General features: G+C 44.5%; 42 protein-coding genes (1 of these 42 cut by a window edge). 2 read left to right on the forward strand and 40 right to left on the reverse strand.

Features of this window, described 5'->3' with window-relative positions:
- A protein-coding gene (locus ACH59B_RS22100) for a stage II sporulation protein M (protein WP_019688706.1) crosses the window boundary here: on the reverse strand, window positions 1–187 show its 5' portion. 428 nt of this gene lie to the left of the window's left edge; the window shows 187 of its 615 coding nt (coding positions 1–187); the start codon lies at window positions 185–187; its stop codon lies off the left edge, out of view.
- 95 nt (window positions 188–282) lie between these two features.
- Between ACH59B_RS22100 and pdaB the strand changes: the two genes are divergently transcribed.
- Entirely contained in the window at window positions 283–1,062 is a 780-nt protein-coding gene (pdaB, locus tag ACH59B_RS22105) for a polysaccharide deacetylase family sporulation protein PdaB (protein ID WP_016818661.1), read from the forward strand.
- A gap of 106 nt (window positions 1,063–1,168) precedes the next feature.
- Entirely contained in the window at window positions 1,169–1,900 is a 732-nt protein-coding gene (gene gerD, locus ACH59B_RS22110) for a spore germination lipoprotein GerD (RefSeq protein WP_016818660.1), read from the forward strand.
- A gap of 33 nt (window positions 1,901–1,933) precedes the next feature.
- Here gerD and ACH59B_RS22115 read toward each other — a convergent pair whose 3' ends face one another.
- The 39 genes from ACH59B_RS22115 to tuf all read right to left on the reverse strand — a co-directional run bounded on the left by ACH59B_RS22115 (window position 1,934) and on the right by tuf (window position 25,585).
- The gene (locus tag ACH59B_RS22115; protein ID WP_016818659.1) at window positions 1,934–3,040 is read right to left on the reverse strand and encodes an Mrp/NBP35 family ATP-binding protein; all 1,107 of its coding nucleotides are present in this window, start codon (window positions 3,038–3,040) and stop codon (window positions 1,934–1,936) included.
- A gap of 59 nt (window positions 3,041–3,099) precedes the next feature.
- Window positions 3,100–3,876, reverse strand: a complete 777-nt coding sequence (gene cwlD / locus ACH59B_RS22120) for an N-acetylmuramoyl-L-alanine amidase CwlD (protein ID WP_025365928.1) — start codon at window positions 3,874–3,876, stop codon at window positions 3,100–3,102.
- Window positions 3,877–3,944: 68 nt separating this feature from the next.
- Window positions 3,945–5,114: a sulfate adenylyltransferase gene (sat, locus tag ACH59B_RS22125; protein ID WP_016818657.1), complete on the reverse strand. Its 1,170-nt coding sequence runs from the start codon at window positions 5,112–5,114 to the stop codon at window positions 3,945–3,947.
- Window positions 5,115–5,169: 55 nt separating this feature from the next.
- Window positions 5,170–5,862 (reverse strand): phosphoadenylyl-sulfate reductase, encoded by a 693-nt coding sequence (locus ACH59B_RS22130; RefSeq protein ID WP_044788221.1) that lies wholly within the window; start codon window positions 5,860–5,862, stop codon window positions 5,170–5,172.
- A 1,161-nt stretch (window positions 5,863–7,023) separates the two neighbouring features.
- Window positions 7,024–7,416 carry a 30S ribosomal protein S9 gene (gene rpsI, locus ACH59B_RS22135; RefSeq protein WP_013373250.1) on the reverse strand — a complete coding sequence of 131 codons (393 nt, stop codon included), beginning with the start codon at window positions 7,414–7,416 and terminating at the stop codon, window positions 7,024–7,026.
- A 20-nt stretch (window positions 7,417–7,436) separates the two neighbouring features.
- Window positions 7,437–7,874 carry a 50S ribosomal protein L13 gene (gene rplM / locus ACH59B_RS22140; RefSeq protein WP_013373251.1) on the reverse strand — a complete coding sequence of 146 codons (438 nt, stop codon included), beginning with the start codon at window positions 7,872–7,874 and terminating at the stop codon, window positions 7,437–7,439.
- A gap of 183 nt (window positions 7,875–8,057) precedes the next feature.
- Window positions 8,058–8,843, reverse strand: coding sequence for a tRNA pseudouridine(38-40) synthase TruA (gene truA, locus ACH59B_RS22145; RefSeq protein WP_016818654.1), 786 nt, complete (start codon window positions 8,841–8,843; stop codon window positions 8,058–8,060).
- Between the two features lie 151 nt (window positions 8,844–8,994).
- On the reverse strand, window positions 8,995–9,360 hold the full coding sequence (gene rplQ / locus ACH59B_RS22150; protein WP_013373253.1) for a 50S ribosomal protein L17: 366 nt from the start codon (window positions 9,358–9,360) through the stop codon (window positions 8,995–8,997).
- Window positions 9,361–9,394: 34 nt separating this feature from the next.
- Window positions 9,395–10,339 carry a DNA-directed RNA polymerase subunit alpha gene (locus ACH59B_RS22155; protein ID WP_013373254.1) on the reverse strand — a complete coding sequence of 315 codons (945 nt, stop codon included), beginning with the start codon at window positions 10,337–10,339 and terminating at the stop codon, window positions 9,395–9,397.
- Window positions 10,340–10,474: 135 nt separating this feature from the next.
- Window positions 10,475–10,870 (reverse strand): 30S ribosomal protein S11, encoded by a 396-nt coding sequence (rpsK, locus tag ACH59B_RS22160; protein WP_007432559.1) that lies wholly within the window; start codon window positions 10,868–10,870, stop codon window positions 10,475–10,477.
- Window positions 10,871–10,889: 19 nt separating this feature from the next.
- Window positions 10,890–11,258: a 30S ribosomal protein S13 gene (gene rpsM / locus ACH59B_RS22165; RefSeq protein ID WP_007432560.1), complete on the reverse strand. Its 369-nt coding sequence runs from the start codon at window positions 11,256–11,258 to the stop codon at window positions 10,890–10,892.
- Between the two features lie 21 nt (window positions 11,259–11,279).
- Window positions 11,280–11,393, reverse strand: a complete 114-nt coding sequence (gene rpmJ / locus ACH59B_RS22170) for a 50S ribosomal protein L36 (RefSeq protein WP_003333770.1) — start codon at window positions 11,391–11,393, stop codon at window positions 11,280–11,282.
- 118 nt (window positions 11,394–11,511) lie between these two features.
- Complete coding sequence (gene infA / locus ACH59B_RS22175; RefSeq protein ID WP_006212898.1) at window positions 11,512–11,727, reverse strand: translation initiation factor IF-1; 216 nt, start codon at window positions 11,725–11,727, stop codon at window positions 11,512–11,514.
- A gap of 2 nt (window positions 11,728–11,729) precedes the next feature.
- On the reverse strand, window positions 11,730–12,038 hold the full coding sequence (locus ACH59B_RS22180) for a KOW domain-containing RNA-binding protein (RefSeq protein WP_013373256.1): 309 nt from the start codon (window positions 12,036–12,038) through the stop codon (window positions 11,730–11,732).
- Between the two features lie 9 nt (window positions 12,039–12,047).
- Entirely contained in the window at window positions 12,048–12,587 is a 540-nt protein-coding gene (locus ACH59B_RS22185; protein ID WP_044788220.1) for a M24 family metallopeptidase, read from the reverse strand.
- 5 nt (window positions 12,588–12,592) lie between these two features.
- Window positions 12,593–13,237: an adenylate kinase gene (locus ACH59B_RS22190; protein ID WP_013373258.1), complete on the reverse strand. Its 645-nt coding sequence runs from the start codon at window positions 13,235–13,237 to the stop codon at window positions 12,593–12,595.
- A gap of 90 nt (window positions 13,238–13,327) precedes the next feature.
- Window positions 13,328–14,626, reverse strand: a complete 1,299-nt coding sequence (gene secY / locus ACH59B_RS22195) for a preprotein translocase subunit SecY (RefSeq protein ID WP_013373259.1) — start codon at window positions 14,624–14,626, stop codon at window positions 13,328–13,330.
- The gene (gene rplO / locus ACH59B_RS22200) at window positions 14,626–15,066 is read right to left on the reverse strand and encodes a 50S ribosomal protein L15 (RefSeq protein ID WP_013312149.1); all 441 of its coding nucleotides are present in this window, start codon (window positions 15,064–15,066) and stop codon (window positions 14,626–14,628) included. The genes secY and rplO overlap by 1 nt, the downstream gene beginning before the upstream one ends.
- A gap of 43 nt (window positions 15,067–15,109) precedes the next feature.
- The gene (rpmD, locus tag ACH59B_RS22205; RefSeq protein WP_013373260.1) at window positions 15,110–15,295 is read right to left on the reverse strand and encodes a 50S ribosomal protein L30; all 186 of its coding nucleotides are present in this window, start codon (window positions 15,293–15,295) and stop codon (window positions 15,110–15,112) included.
- 12 nt (window positions 15,296–15,307) lie between these two features.
- A complete protein-coding gene (gene rpsE, locus ACH59B_RS22210) occupies window positions 15,308–15,805 on the reverse strand; it encodes a 30S ribosomal protein S5 (RefSeq protein WP_013373261.1) in 498 nt (165 codons plus the stop codon).
- A 27-nt stretch (window positions 15,806–15,832) separates the two neighbouring features.
- Window positions 15,833–16,201 carry a 50S ribosomal protein L18 gene (rplR, locus tag ACH59B_RS22215; RefSeq protein ID WP_007432568.1) on the reverse strand — a complete coding sequence of 123 codons (369 nt, stop codon included), beginning with the start codon at window positions 16,199–16,201 and terminating at the stop codon, window positions 15,833–15,835.
- A gap of 113 nt (window positions 16,202–16,314) precedes the next feature.
- Window positions 16,315–16,857, reverse strand: a complete 543-nt coding sequence (gene rplF, locus ACH59B_RS22220) for a 50S ribosomal protein L6 (protein WP_016818652.1) — start codon at window positions 16,855–16,857, stop codon at window positions 16,315–16,317.
- A gap of 33 nt (window positions 16,858–16,890) precedes the next feature.
- Window positions 16,891–17,289 (reverse strand): 30S ribosomal protein S8, encoded by a 399-nt coding sequence (rpsH, locus tag ACH59B_RS22225; protein ID WP_007432570.1) that lies wholly within the window; start codon window positions 17,287–17,289, stop codon window positions 16,891–16,893.
- Window positions 17,290–17,321: 32 nt separating this feature from the next.
- Window positions 17,322–17,507, reverse strand: coding sequence for a type Z 30S ribosomal protein S14 (locus ACH59B_RS22230; protein WP_010348808.1), 186 nt, complete (start codon window positions 17,505–17,507; stop codon window positions 17,322–17,324).
- Between the two features lie 75 nt (window positions 17,508–17,582).
- Window positions 17,583–18,128 (reverse strand): 50S ribosomal protein L5, encoded by a 546-nt coding sequence (gene rplE, locus ACH59B_RS22235; protein WP_007432571.1) that lies wholly within the window; start codon window positions 18,126–18,128, stop codon window positions 17,583–17,585.
- Between the two features lie 31 nt (window positions 18,129–18,159).
- Window positions 18,160–18,513, reverse strand: coding sequence for a 50S ribosomal protein L24 (rplX, locus tag ACH59B_RS22240; RefSeq protein ID WP_013312155.1), 354 nt, complete (start codon window positions 18,511–18,513; stop codon window positions 18,160–18,162).
- A gap of 36 nt (window positions 18,514–18,549) precedes the next feature.
- Window positions 18,550–18,918, reverse strand: coding sequence for a 50S ribosomal protein L14 (gene rplN / locus ACH59B_RS22245; RefSeq protein ID WP_007432573.1), 369 nt, complete (start codon window positions 18,916–18,918; stop codon window positions 18,550–18,552).
- A gap of 34 nt (window positions 18,919–18,952) precedes the next feature.
- On the reverse strand, window positions 18,953–19,216 hold the full coding sequence (gene rpsQ / locus ACH59B_RS22250; RefSeq protein WP_007432574.1) for a 30S ribosomal protein S17: 264 nt from the start codon (window positions 19,214–19,216) through the stop codon (window positions 18,953–18,955).
- A gap of 50 nt (window positions 19,217–19,266) precedes the next feature.
- Window positions 19,267–19,464: a 50S ribosomal protein L29 gene (rpmC, locus tag ACH59B_RS22255; RefSeq protein WP_007432575.1), complete on the reverse strand. Its 198-nt coding sequence runs from the start codon at window positions 19,462–19,464 to the stop codon at window positions 19,267–19,269.
- Window positions 19,454–19,888 carry a 50S ribosomal protein L16 gene (gene rplP, locus ACH59B_RS22260; RefSeq protein ID WP_007432576.1) on the reverse strand — a complete coding sequence of 145 codons (435 nt, stop codon included), beginning with the start codon at window positions 19,886–19,888 and terminating at the stop codon, window positions 19,454–19,456. Before rplP ends, rpmC begins: the two co-directional genes overlap by 11 nt.
- 2 nt (window positions 19,889–19,890) lie before the next feature.
- Window positions 19,891–20,556, reverse strand: coding sequence for a 30S ribosomal protein S3 (gene rpsC, locus ACH59B_RS22265; protein WP_007432577.1), 666 nt, complete (start codon window positions 20,554–20,556; stop codon window positions 19,891–19,893).
- 13 nt (window positions 20,557–20,569) lie between these two features.
- Window positions 20,570–20,902, reverse strand: a complete 333-nt coding sequence (gene rplV, locus ACH59B_RS22270) for a 50S ribosomal protein L22 (RefSeq protein WP_007432578.1) — start codon at window positions 20,900–20,902, stop codon at window positions 20,570–20,572.
- Window positions 20,903–20,937: 35 nt separating this feature from the next.
- Window positions 20,938–21,216 (reverse strand): 30S ribosomal protein S19, encoded by a 279-nt coding sequence (rpsS, locus tag ACH59B_RS22275; protein WP_007432579.1) that lies wholly within the window; start codon window positions 21,214–21,216, stop codon window positions 20,938–20,940.
- 72 nt (window positions 21,217–21,288) lie between these two features.
- Entirely contained in the window at window positions 21,289–22,119 is an 831-nt protein-coding gene (gene rplB, locus ACH59B_RS22280) for a 50S ribosomal protein L2 (RefSeq protein ID WP_016818651.1), read from the reverse strand.
- A gap of 30 nt (window positions 22,120–22,149) precedes the next feature.
- The gene (gene rplW, locus ACH59B_RS22285; RefSeq protein ID WP_013373266.1) at window positions 22,150–22,440 is read right to left on the reverse strand and encodes a 50S ribosomal protein L23; all 291 of its coding nucleotides are present in this window, start codon (window positions 22,438–22,440) and stop codon (window positions 22,150–22,152) included.
- Window positions 22,440–23,063: a 50S ribosomal protein L4 gene (gene rplD, locus ACH59B_RS22290; protein WP_013312160.1), complete on the reverse strand. Its 624-nt coding sequence runs from the start codon at window positions 23,061–23,063 to the stop codon at window positions 22,440–22,442. Before rplD ends, rplW begins: the two co-directional genes overlap by 1 nt.
- A 26-nt stretch (window positions 23,064–23,089) precedes the next feature.
- Window positions 23,090–23,713, reverse strand: a complete 624-nt coding sequence (gene rplC, locus ACH59B_RS22295) for a 50S ribosomal protein L3 (RefSeq protein WP_013312161.1) — start codon at window positions 23,711–23,713, stop codon at window positions 23,090–23,092.
- Window positions 23,714–23,745: 32 nt separating this feature from the next.
- The gene (rpsJ, locus tag ACH59B_RS22300) at window positions 23,746–24,054 is read right to left on the reverse strand and encodes a 30S ribosomal protein S10 (protein ID WP_005544556.1); all 309 of its coding nucleotides are present in this window, start codon (window positions 24,052–24,054) and stop codon (window positions 23,746–23,748) included.
- Window positions 24,055–24,394: 340 nt separating this feature from the next.
- On the reverse strand, window positions 24,395–25,585 hold the full coding sequence (gene tuf, locus ACH59B_RS22305) for an elongation factor Tu (protein ID WP_013373267.1): 1,191 nt from the start codon (window positions 25,583–25,585) through the stop codon (window positions 24,395–24,397).
- Between the last annotated feature and the right edge of the window lie 76 nt (window positions 25,586–25,661).

Consider the following 25,661-nt stretch of genomic DNA (forward strand, 5'->3'; position numbering starts at 1 on the left):
GTGGATGCTCAGAGTTCTGCAATCGTTGCGCCACTCCCCCCAGTCCCTCCATTTGTCGTGCCAACATAGACTGAATAACACCTGTACTTAGCCATCCCACTACAATACTTGCGCAGAAAAAAAGTGCAGCGATCAAAATTAGCCGTCTTGTCGTGCGTAAATCATAAAAAAATGCTCTTAGTCCCATTTGTTGATTCCTCCTATTAGTCCAATGGAATAATTAACAACCCCTGGCATAGCTTTAAGTAAACAAGCACTTCTAGGATGAAAGGGGCATTAACCATGAATTCTTTTTTCTATGTATTGAACGGCAAAAAAATTAAACGATTCTTGATCGTAATGGCAGCGGCCGTCTTTACTGCCGGGGTCATTTATGTAGAAACCGATAATGTTACGGTTTTTTCCGAGGAAGCGCCAACTGCCGTTTACAGTGTGCCTACGGATAAAAAGCTGATCGCTCTCACGTTCGACATTAGCTGGGGTGATAAGCGTACTGCCCCCATTTTAAAAGTTCTCGAAGATAAAAAAGTGACCAAGTCCACCTTTTTTCTTTCTGCCCCTTGGAGCAAAACACACCCAGAACTCGTGAATCAAATTAAAGAAAGCGGATTTGAGATTGGCAGTCATGGCCATAAACACGAAAACTATAGCAGCTTAAGCGATGAAGAGATTCGTAAGCAGATTTCAACGGCTCATACCACATTAACCGAGCTGACTGGACAATCCCCGAAGTTAATCCGTATGCCTAATGGTGACTTTGACAAAAGGGTACTTCAAGTTGCCAGCACTTTAGGCTACAAAACCATTCAATGGGATACTGACTCCCTGGACTGGAAAAACCCTGGTACGCAGGTCATAATCGACCGTGTTGTAAATAAAGCACATCCCGGTGATATCGTCCTTCTTCATGCCAGTGATTCTTGTAAACAAACTCATGAAGCGTTGCCCATCATTATCGACAAGTTGCGGGCACAAGGCTATGAATTTGTGACTGTATCCGAACTGCTTCAACAAGGTACAGTAAAAGGTAAAGAGGTTCGCGATCAAGCTCTGGGTCTTTAAGGAGTTATTTTACATCGTTCTCAGCTAAAAACCAAAAGCAACTCGACATATTTCTCCCCAATCATCCGCATACTATCCACATTCATGATAAAGGAGGAATACGGCCATGAATTGGACTCGTTTGCGATTTGTTAGCATGGTATGCGTACTGGGCGTTGCACTGAGCGGCTGCGGCTCGGATCAGGGTTCTGCACCTCCCCAGAACAGTTATAAAGAGATGAAAACGATGGTGGTTGATATCCTGAAAAGTGATGATGGAAAAAAAGCCGTAGAAGAAGCCTTAACCGGGGAAAAAGAGGGACAATCCGGTCAAAGTGGTGGAGGAGGTGGATCTGGAGGCAGCATGGGAATGAAAATGCTTATGTCCACACAATCCGCTGAACAGATGAAAATTGCAGTAAAAGATACTTTGATCTCACCTGAATATAAAAAAGAAATCGAAAAAATTATGACTGATCCGCGTTTTGCCGGAGAATTTGCCAAAGCCATCAACAGTCAAAGCAAACAGCTTCATATGCAGCTTATAAAAGACCCTTCTTACCAAAAATCAATTGAAGAGATGCTAAAATCGCCAGAACTGACCAAGATGTATATGGACTTAACTAAAACCCCGGAATATCGCAAACAATCTATGACAGTCATGCATGATGCTATGCAGAATCCGATTTTTCGGCTTGAGGTCATGAATTTACTCAAAACTGTTGTGCAAGAAGAACTTCAACCTAAGGTTGAGAAAAAAGGCGGAGAGCAAGGTGGATCCGGGGATCAAAAGCAAGATGGTGGTGGTGGTGAAGGAGAACAAGGTGGTGGTGAAGGAGGTCAAGGAGGAGGTCAGTAAAAAAAAGGCTGGTTCAACAACCAGCCTTTTTTATTATTCAGATTCCATGTGCAACCCGGTAATTTGGGCGGCTATATCATTATAAATAGCTCCTGTCGCCGACTCCGATTTATATACGGATGGAGAAAAATCGGCTTCTGACGGATGATTATCTGGGATACCCAGCGGAATTTGTGCCAAAAGTTTCGTATGAAGTGTTTCTGCCAACATAGCCCCGCCTCCCCGTCCAAAAACATAGTCTTTTTCTCCAGTGGAGGACACATAATAGGACATGTTCTCCACGACGCCTATGACCTTATGATCCGTTTGAAGGGCCATTGCCCCTGCACGTGCAGCTACAAAAGCTGCCGTCGCATGCGGAGTAGTGACAATGATTTCTTCACTCTGCGGAATCATTTGATGTACGTCAAGCGCTACATCACCAGTACCTGGTGGTAAATCGAGTATCATATAGTCCAGCTTGCCCCATTCGACATCACTAAAAAACTGTCTAAGCATTCTCCCCAGCATGGGACCTCTCCAAATAACAGGATTGTTTTCTCTCACAAAGAAGCCCATGGACATGATTTTGATACCAAATCGTTCCACTGGCTGAATGATACCATCTTCGACAGAAGGTACGTCCTCTACCCCAATCATATCCGGCACACTGAATCCATAGATATCAGCATCAATTAAACCCACTCGCTTACCCTGTCTGGCTAGAGCTGCCGCCAAATTCACAGCTACTGTCGATTTTCCGACACCACCTTTTCCGCTTGCAATGGCAATAAATCGTACGCCAGATGCTGGATTAAGCAGCTCATATTCTTCCATACCAACAGCATGTCCTTTGGTCAAAACCGGATCAGCTACCTCCTCGGTATCCTCTCCATTTTGTATAGCTGACTTTTCAGACTCAGATGCCTCACGAATACGAATATGCACGTGACTTAATCCCGCCTTTTCTAACGTCTGCCGGATTTCCCGATCCAGTTCCGTCCGAGTCTCTTCTTGGCTATCCAGGGTAATAGCAGTCAATGATACCCGATCCTCTTTAACAACCACATCCCGAATAAAATGGAGGTCAACCAAACGGCGCCCCGTTTGAGGCTCTCGCACTTGCTGAAGTAGCTCTATAACTTGCTCTCTCGATTGCATGAATAATCAGCACCTCTGCTTTATTGATTTACGTAGTGGTAAACACTTACAGTATACCACTATCTGACTTCAGGTGCTGATGAGGTTGCCTTTTCCCCGGCACTGTAACGCAAAATACCTTTATATATAGATGCGGCCACTTGTCTCTGATAGTTCTCGTCACTGAGTCGTCTGGCTTCCTCTGGATGGGACAAAAATCCGACTTCTACAAGAGCTGCTGGCATTTTGAGTGCCTTTAATAAATAGACCGTGTTTACGGTCTTAGCCACTCTGTCCGTATTTTCCAAATTGCGCTTGATTTCTTCCTGAATTAAGGATGCCAAATTCTCGTTATCTGCATGATTAGGTACGAAAAAGGTCTGGGCTCCACTCCAACGGCTCGACGGGATACTGTTCATATGAATACTTAAAAAGAGGTCCGCTTGCTGCTCCTCAATCATACGTACCCGTTGCTTTAAATCCTCCGTTTTTCTTCTGGAATAGCCTTTTGTTTCTTGCTGCGCCAGATCGCGATCATCCTCACGTGTCATGACGACAACTGCCCCTGCTTGCTGTAAATAATCTCGCAAATAAAAAGCGATCGCCAAATTAATATCCTTTTCAATGACCCCCTCTTTGCTAACCGCTCCTCCATCAGGCCCTCCGTGTCCGGCATCTATAGCAATTACCTTACCAGTAAGCGGTAGACTCCAATGAATCCACGCTCTCGAAGCAGGTATCTCATACAATGTCAGCATGATGAATAGAACAGCGAGACAACAGCCTAACAGCATTTTTTGCAGCGTCCGATAGCGAATCCACAGTGTGACCTCTTTTTTACGATTGTTTTTTTGCATAACAAAACGCCTCCGTCCTATACAGATACTAATAATCTATATGGGACGAGGCGTGTAGTTAGTACAACTCAGGCATGAACATATTCTTTCATACCTTCAATCAGCACTTGAGCGACTTCTGGGCGTGTAAATTCCGGTGGCGGACAAACCCCGGAGCGTAACAATTCCCTCACTTTGGTGCCAGAGAGCGTCAAATGATGCTCCTTGGGATGTGGGCATGTTTTACTTGAGGCCATATTTCCACATTGGGTGCAGTAAAAGCTGTGTTCAAAAAACAACGGGGTAATCCCCAGCTCTTCAGGTGTAAAGTGCTTGAAAATTTCCTGCGCTTCATAGGTACCGTAATAGTCCCCTACACCCGCATGATCTCTTCCGACAATAAAATGAGTGCAGCCGAAGTTCTTCCGCACAATAGCATGGAAAATGGCCTCTCTAGGACCAGCGTATCGCATGGCAGCAGGAAAGACCCCCAGAAAGGCTCGATCAGCCGGATAATAGTTGTCCAGCAACACTAGATAGCTCTTCATACGCACATCTGCTGGAACGTCATCTGACTTGGTCTCTCCAACAAGTGGATTTAGAAATAAAGCATCCACAATTTCCATCGCGCTTTTTTGAATGTACTCATGTGCCCGATGTACCGGATTTCTTGTTTGAAAACCGACTACTGTCTTCCAGCCCTTTTCAGCAAAATGGCTACGTGTCTGTGCTGGTGTGTAATAAAATTCGCTAAATTGAGTAGGTTTGGGTCGATTCAGCACTTGCACCGTTCCACCTACATAGGTAGCAGGTCGATCTAACAATTTATTTACGCCAGGATGGGCCGGGTCAGCCGTCTTGAATACACATCTGGCTTCCTCTGCCTGGTCAACCTGATAAATACTCTCAATATCAAGTACAGCATAGATGATACCATCTGTTTCCCCCACCAAAGCCACCTGCTGACCTAGTTTCAGTTCACTGGCTATGGTTTCTACTACTGCAAGAGTAATGGGAATACTCCAGACTGTACCATCAGCAAGACGCATATCCGTTACCACTGAACGATAATCTGACTCATTCATAAATCCCGTCAATGGAGAAAAGGCACCTACTCCAATTAAATCCAGATCAGAAATCGTCCATGAGTTTACAGGGATAGGAAACAATTCACCTGCAGCCTGCAACAGTGCTTCTTGCTGCGGTCCAGTTATAATTCTATCAACGAGCGTTCCGCCATGCGGAAGAATTGCAGTCATGATGCACTTCCTTTCTATTCATAAATAAGTCTCAGAACTACCTACATACCATTTTTTATTGGTGGAGCCCACACTCCGTTTTCTCATTGCCTGACCAACGGCCAGCACGTGGATCTTCACCTGGCAGGACTTCACGTGTACATTGCTCACAGCCAATACTGGGAAAATTACGGTCATGCAATGGATTATACAATACATCATGAGTGCGAATATAGTTCCATACATCCTCGGAAGTCCAGCTTGCCAAGGGGTTAAATTTAACGAGACCAAACTTTTCATCATACTCTACCTTTTTTGCATTCGCACGCGTAGGAGCCTGATCGCGACGGATACCGGTAATCCATGCATCGTATTGAGACAGAATGCGTGTCAGCGGCTCAACCTTGCGTATACCACAGCATGCATTAGGATTTGATTTCCACAGCTCCTCTCCATGCTCCGCAGCTTGCTCTTCTGGAGTGATTAAGGGAGAGACTCTAACAAAATCCAAATTGTATCTAGCTTTCATCTGATCACGCGTATCATAAGTTTCTTGAAAATGAAAGTCGGTATCCAAGTAAAAAATATCGGTAGAAGGGCTAATTCTTTGTAGTATATCTACTAGTACTACATCTTCTGCTCCGAAGCTACAAGCAAAGGTGAGGTTGGGAAATGTCTGAACAGCATATTGAATAATTTCTTCAGGCGTGGCCTCTTCCAGTTCACTTGCCTTGACTCTAATCAACGCTTCTTTCTCCAATAAATTCATTATCAATGCGCCTCCATATGAAGATTCATAAACAAGTGATACTTCAATGCCGACTAAACTAATAAGATTAAGTACAGTATAAAACTTTCATATTCATTGTCAATCCAAGCAAAATCGTCATACTGTAAACATTTATCATCCCGCATGAAGCAGGAACGTTGTTCTGTCAGCATTCTTAAACGCTCTCCTGCATATTCAACCAAGTTCAGTGGCTATATATAAAATATTCTTATACCAAACGTTTAAAAATTGCCTTAGATTGCTTAATAACTAAAAGTAACTAGTCATAGCAGAGGGTATGCCTGAACGTAAGTATTTTAGGTTAGCGAAAATGCTTCCTCTACTCCACCCGAGACAAAGATATACCCACTACTCGGCTGTCATCGTAATCCTGGATAGCTATGGCTATTATGATCAGGTAAAAATATCTGAGGATAAAAGCGCCCTTCCTTAGAGCCATGATTATCCTTGGATTTGGTCAAGGAAATATAATTAGGGTTCGTTCGTCATATTTACATTTGCATTCAAAGATGAAGCATACGTGGTCGTGCTCAGCTCAAGGTAAACCAGCTCTGACTATAAGGTTTACATCCGAAGAATCCCACTACTAAATCGGGAGCTCTGATGCTAATCGTGCTTCTATTAAGGAATATTACAAAGAAATGGCACCCAGATCGATAATAAGCCTCTCAACACTCCTATAGCGCTCACAGAGGCCCTCCCTGAGAAATTAAAGCATTCAGATATACAGATAGCCCTTAACGTAACTGGAGCCCTATTTTAGCCCATTCTCAATGGTTAAAAATACTCACATCATCATCGCTGCAATTACGGAAGCCGAGGAGATGGGCAGTACCAAGCTAAAGATTGCTCTGCAAAAGTTCCCTGATCTTTTTAATTAGTCACAGGTTGTGAACATTACAGGATAAACTGTGTTGAAATAGCAAACTATATTTGTGCATAAGTATACCGATCTTAGTTACATCGTGGATAACTTACGTATTCCAGATAGTATATGCACCTTTTTATGTATCGCAGGGCAGACGTAGCCATAAAATTCTAGTGTAGATCCATTTATCCACATGTAGTTAATGTGCAGCAAATGATCTAAATAAAAAAGAACCCTTTCCATAAGGAAAAGGTTCTTCTGTATTCGAAATATTAACGTTTCGAGAACTGTGGTGCACGACGAGCGGCTTTGAGGCCGTATTTTTTACGTTCTTTCATACGTGGGTCACGAGTCAAGAATCCTGCTTTTTTCAAAGCTGGACGGAATTCTGGGTCTGCTTTCAACAGAGCACGGGAAATACCGTGGCGAATTGCGCCTGCTTGACCAGAGATACCACCACCATGAGCGATAACGAGTACGTCATAGCTACCAAGTGTTTCTGTCAGATTCAGTGGTTGTTTTACGATCAGTTTGAGAGTTTCCAAACCGAAATATTCATTAATATCACGCTTATTGATGACAATGCGTCCTTCACCCGGTACGAGACGAACACGAGCTACCGAATGTTTACGACGACCTGTCCCATAGTATTGTACTTGTGCCATGAAACTGTCCTCCCTTTTAATTATCCGCGAAGTTCGTAAACTTCAGGTTTTTGTGCTGCATGTGGATGCTCTGTACCTCTGTAAGCTTTAAGTCTCAGCTTCATTTTGTCGCCTTGACGAGTTTTAGGAAGCATACCGTGAACAGCCAATTCCAACATACGTTCAGGTTTGTTCTTAACCATATCTTGTGCAACTGTTACTTTCAGACCACCTGGGTGCAGGGAGTGACGATAGTATTTTTTGTTCTCCATTTTTTTACCGGTCAATACGATTTTCTCCGCATTGATTACAACAACAAAATCACCTGTATCCACATGTGGTGTAAACTGTGGCTTGTGTTTGCCGCGAATCAACGCAGCCGCTTCGCTTGCCAGACGGCCGAGCGTTTTGCCTTCGGCATCAATGATGTGCCAATTGCGCTCAACTTCATTTGGCTTCGCCATATACGTAGTACGCATGAAAAGTATCCTCCTTAAGTTCGTTAACAGAAATCATCATTTATCTTCGTTCGTTAAGTTGCTGCATTATCGATGGATTAGATGTTGCTATAAAGTGATTATCTTAATTGGGGCTGTGGGAAAGCCATTAAGAAAACACAACTTTTATATTACAGGATAACCATCAATTCTGCAAGGAAAAAATCAATGTTTTTTGATGTTTTCTTCGTACTCTACATTCCAGAGCGTTAAAGCGTGTCCAACGGCTGTAGGGCCAGCCTTTGAACGGTTTTTTGCTTCCAAAATGGAAGGAATATCATCCGGCAATTTTTTGCCTTCTCCCACTTCCAGCAAAGTCCCCATTATAATCCGAACCATGTGCTGCAAAAATCCACTACCTGTAATATAAGTATGAATAATTCCCTGATCGTCCGACCCTGGACGTGAAAAGGAATGGTCTACCGTTATATAGGCTTCGTAAATAGTGCGAACATGATTCGTCTTTTGGGAACGTCGAGATGCGAACGAAGTATAGTCAAAGGTGCCCACTAAATGAGCCAACCCCTTTTCCATCGCTCTTACATCCAGACTCGTTGGATGATGGGCCTGTGTACGACGGTGAAAGATGTCTGGAAACCGGTTCGCATTAATACTGTACCGATACGTCTTCCGCTTCGCCATGCGGCGTGCATGAAAGGACAGTGGCACCTCTCTCGCATCCGTAACGATGATATCACGAGGCAGCCAGGCATTAAGTGCCAGACACCAGCGATGTATCGGAATCGGCGATTCAGTATGAAAATTGAATACCTGCCCGTATGCATGCACACCTGCATCTGTACGTCCTGAGCCCGTAATTTTAAGACGTTCGCCCGTCAATGAGTATATAGCATTTTCAAGACAGTCCTGAATGGTGTTGCCACTAGGCTGCGTCTGAAAGCCATCATAGTGGGTTCCATCATAGTTCACCTTCATGCACAAGTTCCGCATGCTTCTCACACCTTTGCAGGGGTATTCTCTGGTCTTGCAGGAAATAACCGAACATAACAAAGGAGAAGCCCCTCAAGGACTCCTCCAAGAGAAAAAAAGGGTTGTTCAGAATCAAGCCGATTCTGTCCACCCTTCCCTCATCTTCGCCTGTTTACGCGCGGTCAACCAATTCCAGATATACCATTGGAGCGGCGTCGCCACGACGAGGTCCCAGTTTCAAGATACGAGTGTATCCACCTGGACGCTCATTGTAACGTGTAGCCAATTCGCTAAACAGCTTTTGGATTGCATCCTGCTCACCATCCAAAGTTTCACGGCGAACGAACGCAGCCACTTGACGACGTGCGTGCAGATCTCCTTTTTTCGCTTTGGTGATCAGTTTTTCAGCAATAGAACGAACTTCTTTCGCTTTAGCCTCAGTAGTTTGGATACGCTCATACAAGAACAGATCGGTTACCAAATCACGAAACAAAGCTTTACGGGCACTGGAATTACGGCCCAATTTTTGGTATGCCATGTAGTTTCCCCTCCTTCACAAAAACGTTGCTGTGCTATTCTTCCGTACGAAGTCCTAAACCAAGTTCCTCGAGCTTCTCTTGTACTTCTTCCAAAGATTTGCGACCCAAGTTACGGACCTTCATCATATCTTCTTCAGATTTAGTCGTGAGTTCTTGTACCGTATTGATACCAGCGCGCTTAAGGCAGTTATAGGAACGGACGGAGAGATCCAGCTCTTCGATCGTCATTTCAAGAACTTTTTCTTTCTTGTCTTCTTCTTTTTCGACCATAATTTCTGCATCTTTTGCTTCATCCGTGAGACCCACGAATAGCATCACATGCTCGGTCAAAATTTTGGCTCCAAGGCTCACAGCTTCTTCAGGACGAATAGTTCCGTCTGTCCAAACCTCAAGTGTCAGCTTGTCATAATTCGTAACCTGGCCGACACGCGTATTTTCTACGCCGTAGTTCACGCGTGCAATCGGAGTGTAGATGGAGTCGACGGGAATGACGCCGATCGGCTGGTCATCACGTTTATTCCGATCCTGCTTAACGTAACCGCGACCGCGATTGGCAAAAATACGCATGTGAAGTCTCGAACCCGGTCCGAGCGTTGCAATGTGAAGATCCGGATTAAGAATTTCCACATCACTATCCGCACGGATATCACCTGCCGTTACAACTCCTTCGCCTTCCGCATCGATTTCGAGTACTTTCTCTTCATCTGAGTGGATTTTAAGCGATAAAGCTTTCAAGTTCAGAATGATCTCCGTTACGTCTTCCTTCACACCGGGAACCGTTGCAAACTCGTGCAGAACCCCATCGATCTGAACCGATGTGACTGCTGCCCCCGGTAACGAGGATAACAGAATACGGCGAAGCGAGTTCCCCAGCGTCGTACCGTATCCGCGTTCCAGCGGTTCTACTACGAATTTTCCATAGGTGCCATCATCATTGACGTCAACCGTCTCAATTTTCGGCTTTTCGATTTCTATCACTGCAATATCCCTCCTTCAAAACGTCGCTCCTATATGAAACATTCACCTTATCCATAGTCTATCATGCAGTATACCTAAACATCCATTCTTGGCAGTTTGTGCCGGATCTATACTACACGCAGAGGAGAAATCTCATTAGACGCGACGACGTTTTGGAGGACGGCATCCGTTATGAGGTACCGGAGTTACGTCTTTGATCAGGTTAACTTCCAGACCAGCAGCTTGCAAAGAGCGGATTGCTGCTTCGCGACCTGCACCAGGTCCTTTAACCATGACTTCGACTGTCTTCATGCCGTGTTCCATAGCAGCTTTAGCAGCAGTTTCTGCGGCCATTTGCGCTGCGAATGGAGTAGATTTACGGGAACCACGGAATCCCATGCCGCCTGAGCTGGCCCAAGAGATTGCGTTACCGTGTGGATCTGTGATCGTAACGATCGTGTTGTTGAACGTGGAACGGATGTGTGCCACGCCACTCTCGATATTTTTACGGTCACGGCGTTTTGTGCGTACAACTTTTTTCGGTTTAGCCATTGAATGTTATCCTCCCTTCTTATTTCTTCTTGTTCGCTACAGTCCGACGAGGACCTTTACGGGTACGAGCATTAGTTTTAGTACGTTGTCCGCGAACAGGCAATCCACGACGGTGACGAACACCACGGTAGCAGCCAATCTCAGTCAGACGTTTAATATTCAAGGAAATTTCACGACGCAGATCGCCTTCTACTTTAACTTCTTTGTCGATCGTTTCACGTAATTTGCTCACTTCATCTTCAGTCAAATCACGAACACGCGTGTTTGCACTGATGCCTGTTTCCTTCAAAATTTTCTGAGAAGTCGTCTTACCGATTCCGAAAATGTAAGTCAAGGCGATCTCAACGCGTTTGTCACGTGGCAAATCCACACCAGCTATACGAGCCATTTTACGCTACACCCCCTTCTATTAACCTTGTTTTTGTTTGTGTTTCGGATTTTCGCAAATAACCATTACATTCCCTTTGCGGCGAATGACTTTGCATTTCTCGCAAATAGGTTTTACAGAAGGTCTTACCTTCATGTTGATTACCTCCTCCAAGCTTTACCCTGGTAAAACTCGCTTCGTGAACATTCACATCGTTTTGCCGAGCAAAACAAGTTTTTTTAAATGACGTACGTTTAATAAAAACCTGCATGAATTACTTGCGGTACGTTATACGGCCTTTAGTTAAATCGTAAGGCGATAACTGTACAACCACCTTGTCGCCTGTCAAAATACGGATAAAGTGCATCCGCAGCTTTCCGGAAACATGAGCAAGAATTTGATGACCGTTCTCCAGCTCTACCTTGAACGTAGCGTTCGGCAGTGGCTCGATTACCGTACCTTCAACCTCAATGACATCTTCTTTGGCCAAAGTCAGTCTCCTTTCTCTTCAGCTTGGTATTCGGACGAGTCCAGGAAAGTTTTCACTGCATGCCGCAGTTTTCCGTTCGTCACCCGACCGCTTTCGTTTAAACTATTTACAATCTCGCTACTAATCTTTGGCTGAGGTACCAAATGAAGAACATTTTTCTTCTTCGCTTGATCAAACTTTCGTTTATCCCCATCCGCAATATACACAAACCTGCTATCTGCTATTGAAACGACAACCGCAATCTGTCCGGCACCTCTGCCCTTCAGAATCTTCACCAGCTGACCGATTTGCAGGTTTCCTTGCTGATTCATTCCAATCACCTACGCACTCAGTTTCGTGAAAATGTCCATGCCGTCCGCTTCGCCCGTCACCACTTGCTCAAAATGAGTACAAGTGATTACGTTCATCGTAACGACCGTCCAGTTGTCTTCCAGCGTCCCTACAAGGCGAGCACCTATTGGAATCATTGATTCAATAGCCAGCACAATGCCGATTTTCAGCCTCGGCCCCTGCTCAGGAATATCACGGTTTGGATTCTCAATATATTGCCGAATGGCATGCGACATTGTAAACTGGCGAGTTTTCGTAATGACATCGCCTTTGTTTAACTTGCGTTTGCCGGGAAATCCGTGCACCAGTTGTTCGTTGACTGAAGCGCAAATGCTAGCAGGAAAACCGTTATAACCTTTAAAAGACGGCACAGCTCCCTGACTGCGAATATACCGATCAGCTAAATGATCAAGTTCACCGGTCGTAATACCGGGCTCGATGTGTCCTGCTAAGAAATAACTCGTTGCCGAATTCATTTTCCTAGCTTTCCTCATAAAGCTTGATTCCGTCCCCGACTTGCAAATGATCATTACAGCTAACCCCGCAACAAGGACACGATATTTTGGGAAACCACATCAATATCCTGTTCTCCGTCAATATGACGCAGAAGATTCTGGTTCTCATAAAACGTGAGGAGTGGTGCTGTTTTATTACTATATTCGTCAAGTCGTGTTCTTACGCTATCTTCGTTATCGTCAGGACGCTGATAGAGTTCACCACCGTCTTTATCGCAAATGCCTTCAACCTTAGGAGGATTAAAGACAATATGATAGCTAGCTCCGCAGCTTTTACAAACTCGCCGTCCTGTGATTCGTGCCAACAAGTTGTCACGATCCACTTTCAGGTTGATGACATCATCCAGCTTCGTATTCAAACGGCCCAAAATTTGATCCAAGGCTTCAGCTTGAGCTAAAGTTCTTGGAAAACCGTCCAGCAAGAAACCTTTCTTGCAATCAGGCTGCTGCAGCCGTTCTTCAACGATACCGATTGTTACATCATCCGGAACAAGTTCACCCTTGTCAATATACTCTTTGGCTTTAATGCCAATAGGTGTTCCCTGTTTCATCGCTAGGCGAAACGCATCACCTGTCGAGATATGAGGAATGCCGAACTCCTTCACAATGACATCTGCTTGTGTACCTTTACCAGCCCCCGGAGGGCCCATGATCAAAATATTCACAATCTGTCACTCCTCAAGACGACCCCTACACAAGAAACAGCACAAAAGGTGCCGGTAAGCATGCGAACATCCTATGCCGGTACCTATTGCCTATTTGTTGATGAAGCCTTTGTAATGGCGTTTGATCAGTTGGCTTTCGATTTGCTTCATCGTATCCAATGCTACACCAATAATGATGAGCAATGAAGTACCGCCAATTTGCACGGAACGAGGCAAGCCCGAAAGCGAACCGAAGAATACCGGCAAAACGGATATGACTGCCAGGAACAAAGCTCCTGTCATTGTCAAACGTGACATTACTCGTGTCAAGTATTTCTCCGTGGCTTTACCTGGGCGAATGCCTGGGATATAACCGCCGTTTTTCTTCATATTGTCGGCCATTTGCTGCGGATTCATCTGTACAAAGGTATAGAAGAATGTGAAACCGATAATCATTACGACATACAAAACCATGCCCAGTGGCTTGTCATAATACAAGTAAGTGGTAATCCACTTAGCCCAAGCATGATCTGCCCAGAAACTCGCAATAATTGTCGGGAATTGCAGCAATGATACCGCAAAGATTACCGGAATAACGCCTGCCGCATTAATTTTCATCGGAATATGCGTATTCTGGCCACCGTACATTTTGTTGCCAACTACACGTTTTGCGTATTGTACTGGAATTTTCCGAATACCTTGCTGGATGTAGATAACACCAACGATAATCAGAACAACCACCAAGGCAATGATAATTGCCTTCAGAATATTCATAAACAGCTGATCTGCTTGAATAAACTGAGATTCTACAATCGTCCGAATATGTCTTGGAATACCTGCCGCGATCCCTGCAAAGATTACAATAGAGATACCATTACCGATTCCCTTTTCGGTAATTTGCTCACCGAGCCACATAAGGAACGTAGTTCCTGCAGTAAGCACAATGGCAATAACCAGATAATCAGCAAAAGTAGCACCTGGAATCATCGCTGCACCGTACAGTCGATTAAATCCAATCGACGTTCCGAATGCTTGGATTAAGCCCAGTATTACAGTACCATACCGTGTAATTTGAGCCAATTTCTTTTTACCATGCTCTCCTTGTTTAGCCCATTCCGCAAGTTTCGGAATCACGTCCATTGACAGCAACTGTACAATGATGGACGCTGTAATATATGGCATAATCCCGAGGGCGAAGATCGAAAACTGATACAACGCGCCCCCTGAGAAGGTGTTAAGGAGTCCAAACAACTCGCTTCCTGCCTGATCCTGAGAAGTAAAGACTTGCTTATTCACACCGGGAACCGGCACGAAGGAGCCAATACGATATACAAAGAGTATAAACAGGGTAAACAGGATTCGGGTTCTAAGATCCTCAACCCGCCATATATTTTTCAGGGTCTTGAACATTAGATCACCTCGGTTTTACCGCCGGCAGCTTCAATTTTCTCTACCGCAGATTGAGAGAACTTGTTCGCTTTAACTGTCAATTTCACAGTGATTTCACCGTTACCCAGAATTTTAATTCCGGATTTCGCGTTCTTCACAATACCATTGTTCAGCAAAAACTCAGGGCTTACTTCTGTACCCGCTGCAAAACTGTTCAAATCTTCGATATTCAAAACCGCATACTCTTTACGAGTAGGATTTACGAAACCGCGTTTAGGCAAGCGACGATACAGTGGGTTTTGACCACCCTCGAAGCCCGGACGTACACCACCGCCGGAACGAGCGTTTTGACCCTTATGACCACGACCAGAAGTTTTACCCGTACCGCTACTAGGACCACGACCCAAACGTTTACGTTCTTTGCGGGAGCCTGGAGCTGGGGAAAGCTCATGTAACTTCATCGTTCGTTGCACCTCCTTGATTATTGTTAAAATACTTTATTTCTTAAGCCTCGATTTCTTTAACAGAAACCAAATGGCTAACTTGATTAATCATCCCGCGAATCGCTGCATTGTCGGGTTGAACTACTTTATGGTTGATTTTACGCAAGCCGAGCGTTTTAACAGTCGTTCTCTGAGTACCAGGACGGCCGATCAACGAACGAACGAGGGTAATTTCTAATTTCGCCATGATATTCCCTCCTTAGCCCAGCAGCTCTTCGATGGATTTGCCGCGCAGTTTAGCAACATCTTCAGCGCGTTTCAAGCGGGACAAACCTTCCAAAGTCGCATTGACCATATTCATGGAATTCGAAGAACCCAAAGATTTTGTCAAGATATCACCTACACCAGCAAGTTCCAGAACTGCACGAACTGGACCACCAGCGATAACCCCAGTACCTTCCGATGCCGGTTTCAACAGAACCCGGCCAGCACCGAACTTACCTGTAACAAGGTGAGGAATTGTTGTGCCTACGAGTGGAACGTGAACCAGGTTTTTCTTAGCATCTTCAATACCTTTGCGAATCGCATCAGGTACTTCGCCCGCTTTACCGATTCCAGCGCCTACCCAGCCGTTGCCGTCGCCCACTACTACCAGAGCACTGAAGCTAAAACGGCGTCCGCCTTTGACAACTTTAGCTACACGATTAATATTTACTACTCTTTCAGTCAGTTCCAAAGTATTCGGATCTACACGCAAGTCGTTAACCTCCTTTTGAGAAATGTCTTAGAATTCAAGGCCTGCTTCGCGAGCTGCATCAGCCAAAGCTTGAATCCGTCCATGATACAAGTATCCACCACGATCAAATACGATGTTAGCATGGCCTTTTTCTTTCGCACGTTTAGCAACGAGTTCGCCAACCTTACGAGCTGCTTCTACACTACCACCGTTTTTGATTTCGCTGCTCAGTTCTTTATCCATAGTGGATGCAGAAACCAATGTTACACCAGCAACATCATCAATCAGTTGTGCGTAGATATGCTTGGAAGAGCGGAATACGTTCAAACGAGGACGTACAGCCGTACCTTCGATTTTCTTACGTACACGCAGATGTCTTCTGACACGTGCTTTATTTTTATCTTGTTTTGTAATCATCTCAAGTTTTCACTCCCTTCAGTTTGCCTTTTAAAACTTTATACTAAGACGCACTGGGTAAAAAAGAGTACAAGTCTTTCCAGTAGAAAGACCGCACAAAGTCGGTAAGAAACTTATTTCTTCTTACCGGCTTTACCTTCTTTACGGATGATGCGCTCGCCTTCGTATTTAATCCCTTTACCTTTGTACGGTTCAGGTTCACGAACGGAACGAATCTTAGCAGCATAGGCACCTACACGCTCTTTATCAATTCCGCGAACGATAATTTTAGTGTTCGAAGGAACTTCGAACTCGATGCCCGCTTCCGGTGTAATTTCAACCGGGTGAGAGTATCCAACGTTCAGAACGATTTTATCTCCGGATTTGCTTGCACGATATCCGACCCCAACCAGCTCCAGAGATTTTGAAAAACCTTCAGTTACACCACTTACCATGTTATTGACAACGCTGCGGGTTGTTCCATGCAAAGAGCGGTGAAGTTTATTGTCCGAAGGACGAACTACATTAATTTCATTATTTTCCACAGTAACGGACATGTCTTTATGAAGCTCACGAGTCAATGTTCCTTTAGGACCTTTAACTGTGATCACTGTGTTGTTCAAAGTCACGTCAACACCACTTGGTACTGTGATTGGTTTACGACCAATACGGGACATATCTGTTGCACCTCCTATCTTCTAAACGTTAAATTACCAAACGTAGCAAACCACTTCTCCGCCGGCTTTGGACTGACGCGCTTCTTTGTCGGTCATGATACCTTTGGATGTTGAAATGATTGCGATCCCGAGTCCACCCAATACGCGTGGAATCTCATTGCTCTTCGTGTAAACGCGAAGACCTGGTTTACTGATTCTTTTCAAACCTGTGATAACACGCTCGTTGTTCGCACCGTATTTCAAGAAAATACGGATGATCCCTTGTTTGCTATCTTCAACAAATTCCGCATCACGAATGAATCCTTCACGTTTCAGGATGTCGGCGATTTGTTTTTTCATTGTAGATGCAGGCATTTCTACTGTTTCGTGGCGAACAGTGTTCGCGTTACGAATACGAGTAAGCATATCTGCAATTGGATCAGACATAGTCATTGTGTATAAACCTCCTTCCCAAACAGGACTTTTTACCAGCTTGCTTTTTTCACGCCAGGAATCTGGCCTTTATAAGCTAATTCACGGAAGCAAATTCTGCAGATCTTAAACTTTTGCAGCACCGAATGTGGACGACCACAACGTTCGCAACGAGTATAAGCACGAACTTTAAACTTTGGTGCGCGTTGTTGTTTGACTTTCATTGAAGTTTTTGCCACTTAGCCTGACACCTCCTAAATAGTTTCGGAGAACAGGGTGTCTTTAAATCAGACGCCCGAAACGTTATGCCAACATTATTTCGCGAAAGGCATGCCCAGCTGAGTCAGAAGCTCACGGGACTCTTCGTCAGTCTTGGCAGTCGTTACGATAACGATGTCCATACCACGAACTTTATCAACTTGATCATACTCGATTTCCGGGAAGATCAACTGTTCTTTCAGACCAAGCGTGTAGTTACCACGTCCGTCGAAAGCTTTTGTTGATACACCATGGAAGTCACGTACGCGAGGAAGTGTAATGTTGAACAATTTGTCCAAGAAATAATACATACGCTCGCCACGAAGTGTTACCTTTACACCGATCGGCATGTTTTCACGCAATTTAAAACCTGCGATAGATTTTTTCGCGCGAGTGATAACTGGTTTTTGACCAGCGATCAGCTGCATGTCGTTGAGAGCCGAATCAAGCACTTTGGAGTTTTGGACTGCGTCGCCAACACCCATGTTGATTACAACTTTCTCGATTTTAGGCACTTGCATCACTGTTGTATAGTTGAACTTCTGCATCAAAGCAGGAGTGATTTCTTTCAAGAAACGTTCTTTCATTCTTGTTGTTGCCATGAATCATAGTCCTCCTTTCTTCAAAAAATAATTAGTCGATCACTTCGCCTGAACGTTTTGCAATGCGCACTTTTTTTCCGTTGTCCAAAACCTTGTAACCCACACGAGTTACTTTTCCGCTCTTCGGATCAATGTGCATAACGTTGGAAACGTGAATCGGAGCTTCTTTCTCGATGATGCCGCCTTGTGGATTCAGCTGATTAGGCTTTTGGTGTTTTTTAATCATGTTAACACCTTCCACAAGCACACGGTTTTGACGAGGGTAAGCAGCGATAACGCGACCTTTTTTACCTTTATCTTTACCTGTAATCACCAGAACAGTGTCGTCTTTTTTGACGTGCAGCTTGTTGTTATGGGATTCCAGAACTTTTTTCACTTTTGGCATTTCGTACACCTCCTACGGGCACATTTTAAGGTGAATTTAGATCACTTCCGGAGCCAAGGAAACGATTTTCATGAAGTCCTTGTCACGAAGTTCGCGAGCAACTGGTCCGAAAATACGAGTACCGCGTGGGCTCTTGTCTTCTTTAACGACCACTGCTGCGTTCTCATCAAATCCGATGTAGGAACCGTCTTTACGGCGGATAGAACGTTTAGTGCGAACGACAACCGCTCTTACTACATCACCCTTTTTGACAACGCCGCCTGGTGTTGCTTGTTTTACGGAACAAACGATCAGGTCACCAATTTGAGCTGTACGACGTCCCGTACCACCGAGCACACGGATACACATCAGTTCCTTCGCGCCGGAATTGTCAGCTACAGTCAAACGTGTAAATGGTTGAATCATTTATTTATCCTCCTTTCGGAAAAACTACACTACATTAGATTATAACAGCTTTTTCAACGATTTCGACCAGTCTCCAGTTTTTGTCTTTGGACAAAGGACGAGTTTCCATGATTTTAACAGTATCACCGATTTGTGCAGTGTTGTTTTCATCATGAGCTTTGAATTTTTTAGTCACTTTAATGCGTTTATGATAGAGATCATGTTTTTTGTAAGTTTCTACAGCAATCACAATCGTTTTATCCATTTTGTCGCTGACTACTTTACCGACTAATACTTTACGGGCATTACGTTCGCTCATTGTTGGCCTCCTTCCTAATTACAGGCGGAATTTCCACCCGGTCTAATATCTTAGCTAATCCCAAGTTCTCTTTCACGGATCACAGTTTTAGCACGAGCAATTTCCTTACGCACAGCACCGATCCGAGTCGGGTTATCAAGCTGACCGGTAGCGAGTTGAAAACGAAGGTTGAAAAGTTCTTCTTTAAAACCAGAGATCTTTTGTTCGATTTCAGCAGTGGTAAGGTTGCGGAATTCACTAGCCTTCATTTGCTTCACCACCCAATTCTTCACGTTTCACAAACTTAGTTTTGATTGGCAGTTTGTGAGCGGCAAGACGCATTGCTTCACGAGCAATCTCTTCCGGTACACCAGCAAGTTCAAACATGATCTTACCTGGTTTCACTACTGCAACCCATTTTTCTACGTTACCTTTACCACTACCCATACGAACCTCAAGAGGCTTTTGAGTAATTGGTTTGTCAGGGAATATTTTAATCCAAACCTTACCACCACGTTTGATGTAACGAGTCATCGCAATACGAGCAGCTTCGATTTGACGGTTAGTGATCCATGCTGGTTCAGTAGCTTGCAAACCGTACTCACCGAAATTCAGTGTAGTACCGCCTTTTGCACGACCCTTCATATGACCACGTTGTTGTTTACGATGTTTTACGCGTTTAGGTACCAACATGATTAGTTGCCTCCTTCCTGAGGAGCTTGTTTCTTAGCTGGAGGAAGAACCTCTCCACGATAGATCCATACTTTTACGCCAAGACGGCCATAAGTAGTATGAGCCTCTGCTGTACCGTAGTCGATGTCAGCACGAAGCGTATGCAGTGGAACAGTTCCTTCGCTGTATCCTTCGGAACGAGCGATTTCGGCACCGCCAAGACGTCCGCCTACTTGAGTTTTAATTCCTTTTGCACCGGAACGCATAGTTCTTTGAATTGCTTGTTTCAACGCACGACGGAAAGAAACACGACGTTCCAATTGTTGTGCAATACTTTCAGCAACAAGAATTGCATCCAGTTCAGGATTTTTAATTTCAGAAATATTGATGTGTACCTTTTTACCGCCTGCGATTTTAGTGATTTCATTACGCAGATTTTCAACTTCGGAACCACCCTTACCGATAACCATACCTGGTTTCGCAGTGTGAATCGTTACGTTGACACGGTTAGCTGCTCTCTCGATTTCAACACGGGATACAGCGGAGTCTTTCAATCTTTTCTTCAGATGCTCACGAATCTTAACGTCTTCTAGCAAAAGATCACCGAAATCTTTGCCTGCATACCATTTGGATTCCCAATCACGGATAATACCGATTCGGAGTCCGACGGGATTTACCTTTTGGCCCACACGTTTTCCCTCCTTATTTTTCAGATACCACCAGAGTAATATGACTGGTGCGTTTATTAATGCGGCTTGCACGACCCATTGCACGCGGGCGGAACCGTTTCATTGTAGGACCTTGGTTTACAAAAACCTCAGACACTACCAATTTATTTACGTCCATGGAGTAGTTGTGATCTGCATTTGCGATAGCAGAATTCAGCAATTTCTCAACGACTGGAGAAGCGGATTTCGGAGTGTGACGAAGAATTGCAATCGCCTCACCTACCTGCTTGCCACGAATCAAATCGATAACAAGTTTCACTTTGCGAGCGGAAATCCGCACGGATTTAGCATGTGCTTTTGCTTCCATTGAGTTACCTCCTCTCAAACACTACGCTGTGTTGATTATCTTCTTGTTTTCTTATCGTCATCCGTATGGCCTTTGTACGTACGCGTTGGAGCGAATTCGCCCAATTTGTGTCCAACCATATCTTCCGTTACGTATACAGGCACGTGTTTACGACCATCATATACACCAAACGTGTGTCCGATAAATTGCGGGAAAATTGTAGAGCGACGGGACCAAGTTTTGATCACGACTTTTTTGTCAGACTCGTTCAAAACCTCTACTTTTTTCAACAGGTAACCATCAATAAATGGTCCTTTTTTGAGACTGCGACCCATTTGTGAATCCTCCCTTCGTTAAAACGTAGTCGTTCTTTAATATGTTAACGTGCGACTTAAGCGCACGTTTTATTACTTAGTACGACGACGAACGATGTACTTATCAGATGCTTTGCCTTTTTTACGTGTCTTGTAACCAAGGGTTGGTTTACCCCATGGAGACATTGGAGATTTACGTCCGATTGGAGCGCGACCTTCACCACCACCGTGTGGGTGATCGTTAGGGTTCATAACAACACCGCGAACTTCAGGACGTTGTCCCAACCAACGACTACGACCAGCTTTACCGATCTTAACAAGCTCGTGGTCTTCGTTACCTACAGATCCGATTGTAGCACGGCAAACTTTCAGAATGCGACGCACTTCACCAGAAGTCAAACGAATTGTAACATACTTCTCTTCTTTACCAAGAAGTTGGGCTTCCGTACCAGCAGCACGAACAAGTTGGCCACCTTTACCCGGTTTCAATTCGATATTGTGGATAACCGTACCTACTGGAATGTTTTCCAATGGCAAGGAGTTACCGATTTTAATATCGGAGTCCGGACCGGATACCACTACATCTCCTACTTTCAGACCTTTAGGAGCGATGATGTAACGTTTTTCACCATCCACATAGTGGATAAGTGCGATGTTGGACGTACGGTTTGGATCATATTCGATCGTAGCAACGCGGCCCGGTATTCCATCTTTGTTACGTTTGAAGTCAATAATACGGTATTTACGTTTATGTCCGCCGCCATGATGACGAACTGTAATTTTACCTTGGTTATTACGTCCAGCTTGCTTGCTCAGAGGTGCCAGCAACGATTTCTCGGGCTGATTTGTTGTGATCTCCTCGAAAGTAGATACAGACATTGCACGTCTGGCCGGGGACGTCGGTTTATACTTTTTAATTGGCACTGAGTTTCCCTCCTTACTTTACAGATTCAATTATACTGTTTCAAAAAACTCAAGCGGCTTACTGTCTTTGCTCAGCGTTACGAACGCTTTTTTCCACTCGCTCGTATAGCCGGAATGACGTCCGTAGCGTTTTGGTTTTGCAGGAACACGAAGTGTGTTAACGTTACTTACTTTCACGTTAAAAATCGCTTCGATTGCTTTCTTGACTTCGACTTTATTGGAACGAATGTCAACTTCGAAAACATATTTCAAGTCATTCATCATACCAGCCGTACGTTCGGTGATAATCGGACGCTTGATAATATCACGAGGATCCTTCATTACGCGAGCACCTCCTCTACCTTCTGAACTGCTTCCTTCGTAATGATCAGTTTGTCGTGTCCGAGCACATCAAGAACATTAATGCCGTCTGCGGCTACAAACTTCACACCAGGAATATTACGTGCGGACAGTGCTACATTATCATCATAGCTAGGAGCTACAATCAATGCTTTACGATCTGCTTTAAGGTTATTCAAAATGGCTGCGAATTCTTTCGTTTTAGGTCCGTTCAGCGTAAGAGCGTCCAATACGATGATTTCATTCTCAATCACTTTGGATGACAGTGCCGATTTGATCGCCAGACGACGAACTTTTTTAGGCAATTTGTAAGCATAGCTGCGTGGAGTCGGACCGAATACAGTACCGCCGCCAACCCATTGTGGTGCACGAATCGAACCTTGACGAGCGCGACCAGTACCTTTTTGTTTCCAAGGTTTACGTCCGCCGCCACGTACTTCAGAACGTCCTTTTACTTTGTGAGTACCTTGACGCAGGGAAGCCAATTGCATAACAACAGCGTCATGAAGAACGTGTTTATTCGGCTCGATACCGAACACTGCATCATTCAATTCAATTTCGCCAACTTGGCTGCCGCTAATATTAAATAGTGCTACTTTTGGCATTTCGTGTTCCTCCTTTCTTCAGTTAATTATTTTTTCACCGTTTCTAATACTTTAACGAAGCTGTTTTTAGGTCCTGGAATGGAACCTTTCACGAGCAATACATTACGTTCTGTATCAATCTTAACAACTTCAAGACGTTGGATTGTTACCGTTTCATGCCCCATGTGTCCTGGCAGGTGTTTACCTTTAGGAACGCGGTTAGCTTGAATGGAACCCATAGAACCTGGACCTCTGTGGTAGCGCGAGCCGTGTGCCATTGGTCCGCGGCTTTGTCCCCAACGTTTGATAACGCCGGCAAAACCTTTACCTTTAGAAATACCTGTTACGTCAACGAATTCGCCTTCTGTGAAGACATCAGCCTTCAGTTCTTGGCCAACCTCGTACGCAGCAAGGTCGATGCCACGAAGTTCACGAACGTAGCGCTTAGGTGCAGTATTTGCTTTTTTAGCATGCCCTGCTTCAGGTTTATTGGATCTTTTTTCTTTTTTATCAGAGAAGCCGAGTTGGATAGCTTCGTATCCATCGTTTTCCAGATCTTTCTTTTGCAGAACAACACAAGGACCAGCTTCGATAACCGTAACAGCAAGTACGTTACCTTCAGGGGTAAACACTTGAGTCATTCCGAGTTTTTTTCCTAAGATACCTTTCATGTTGACACCTCTTTTCTTTTCCTGATTACATATTACAATTTAATTTCGATATCTACACCGGACGGCAGGTCCAAGCGCATCAAGGCATCCACAGTTTGTGGAGTCGGATTAACAATGTCGATCAAACGCTTGTGTGTGCGCATTTCGAATTGTTCCCGAGAATCCTTGTACTTGTGTACCGCACGGAGAATAGTAATGATTTGTTTTTCAGTTGGCAGCGGAATTGGTCCGGAAACACCTGCACCCGAACGTTTAGCTGTTTCAACAATTTTCTCAGCGGATTGATCAAGAATTCTGTGATCGTAAGCTTTCAAACGAATACGAATTTTTTGCTTTGCCATTTTAGTCCCTCCTTCTATCGCCCAATTTGGTATCGGACATACTCCGTGAAAATTTTCCGACAGCCCTCCCATGGCAAAGGGGCCGGGTGTGTCAGTAACCTCTCACATCATCGCACAGTCACAAACAACATTAGTTATTATATCGAATACTTCTGCCTATTGCAAGCAAAAACAAAAAAAACAATGTATCTTATTTTCAAAAATAACAATTGTGCTCGCAGCTCGCGATTTTCCTCAAGAGAAAAGCCCCCGCACCATGGCAGGGGCTCGTTTTGCTTCGTTCCAATACAATGTTACTCGTTCCAGTACAATGTTGCTATATTCAAGGCTCGAAGCCTTATTATTTAGAGATTGTTGCTACAGCGCCTGCACCAACTGTACGTCCGCCTTCACGAATGGAGAACTTAGTTCCTTCTTCAATCGCAATTGGGCTGATCAGTTGAACAGTAACCGTAATGTTATCACCAGGCATTACCATTTCGGAACCTTCTGGCAAAGTAATGATACCAGTTACGTCAGTTGTACGGAAGTAGAACTGTGGACGGTAACCAGTGAAGAAAGGTTTGTGACGTCCGCCTTCTTCTTTAGTCAAAACGTAGATTTGAGCAGAGAATTCTGTATGTGGGTTAACAGAACCTGGCTTAGCCAATACTTGGCCACGCTCGATTTGTGCACGATCTACACCGCGAAGCAGTGCGCCGATGTTGTCACCAGCTTGAGCGGAGTCAAGCAATTTACGGAACATTTCTACGCCTGTTACTACGGATTTACGGGATTCTTCTTGAATACCGATGATTTCGATTTCGTCGCCCACTTTAACTGTACCACGCTCTACACGGCCTGTAGCAACTGTACCACGACCAGTGATGGAGAATACGTCCTCGACAGGCATAAGGAAAGGCTTGTCAGTGTCGCGTTCTGGAGTTGGGATGTATGTGTCGATTGTTTCGAACATTTCAACGATTTTCTTAGCCCAGTCGCCATCTGGGTTTTGCAGTGCTTCACGAGCGGAACCACGAGTGATTGGAGTGTCGTCGCCTGGGAAGTCATACTCGCTCAGCAAGTCGCGAACTTCCATTTCAACCAATTCCAGCAACTCTTCGTCTTCAACCATGTCGCATTTGTTCAGGAATACAACGATGTATGGAACACCTACTTGACGGGACAAGAGGATGTGTTCACGAGTTTGTGGCATAGGACCGTCAGCAGCGGATACAACCAGAATAGCTCCGTCCATTTGTGCAGCGCCAGTGATCATGTTTTTAACATAGTCGGCGTGACCTGGGCAGTCAACGTGTGCATAGTGACGGTTAGGTGTTTCATATTCCACGTGTGCAGTGGAGATTGTGATACCGCGTTCGCGCTCTTCTGGAGCTTTATCGATTTGATCGAATGCTACAGCAGCACCACCGTAAGTTTTGGAAAGTACAGTTGTGATTGCAGCAGTCAAAGTTGTTTTACCATGATCGACGTGACCAATTGTACCGATATTAACGTGCGGTTTGTTACGTTCAAACTTAGCCTTTGCCATTTGAACAATTCCTCCTCAATAACATGTTTTATTTTTAGGCTGTCGGAAACCTCTTGGAAAACCTAGAGTATCCGAT

Origin of the sequence: Paenibacillus sp. DP01, assembly GCF_044784315.1 — a bacterium.
Lineage (GTDB): Bacteria > Bacillota > Bacilli > Paenibacillales > Paenibacillaceae > Paenibacillus > Paenibacillus polymyxa.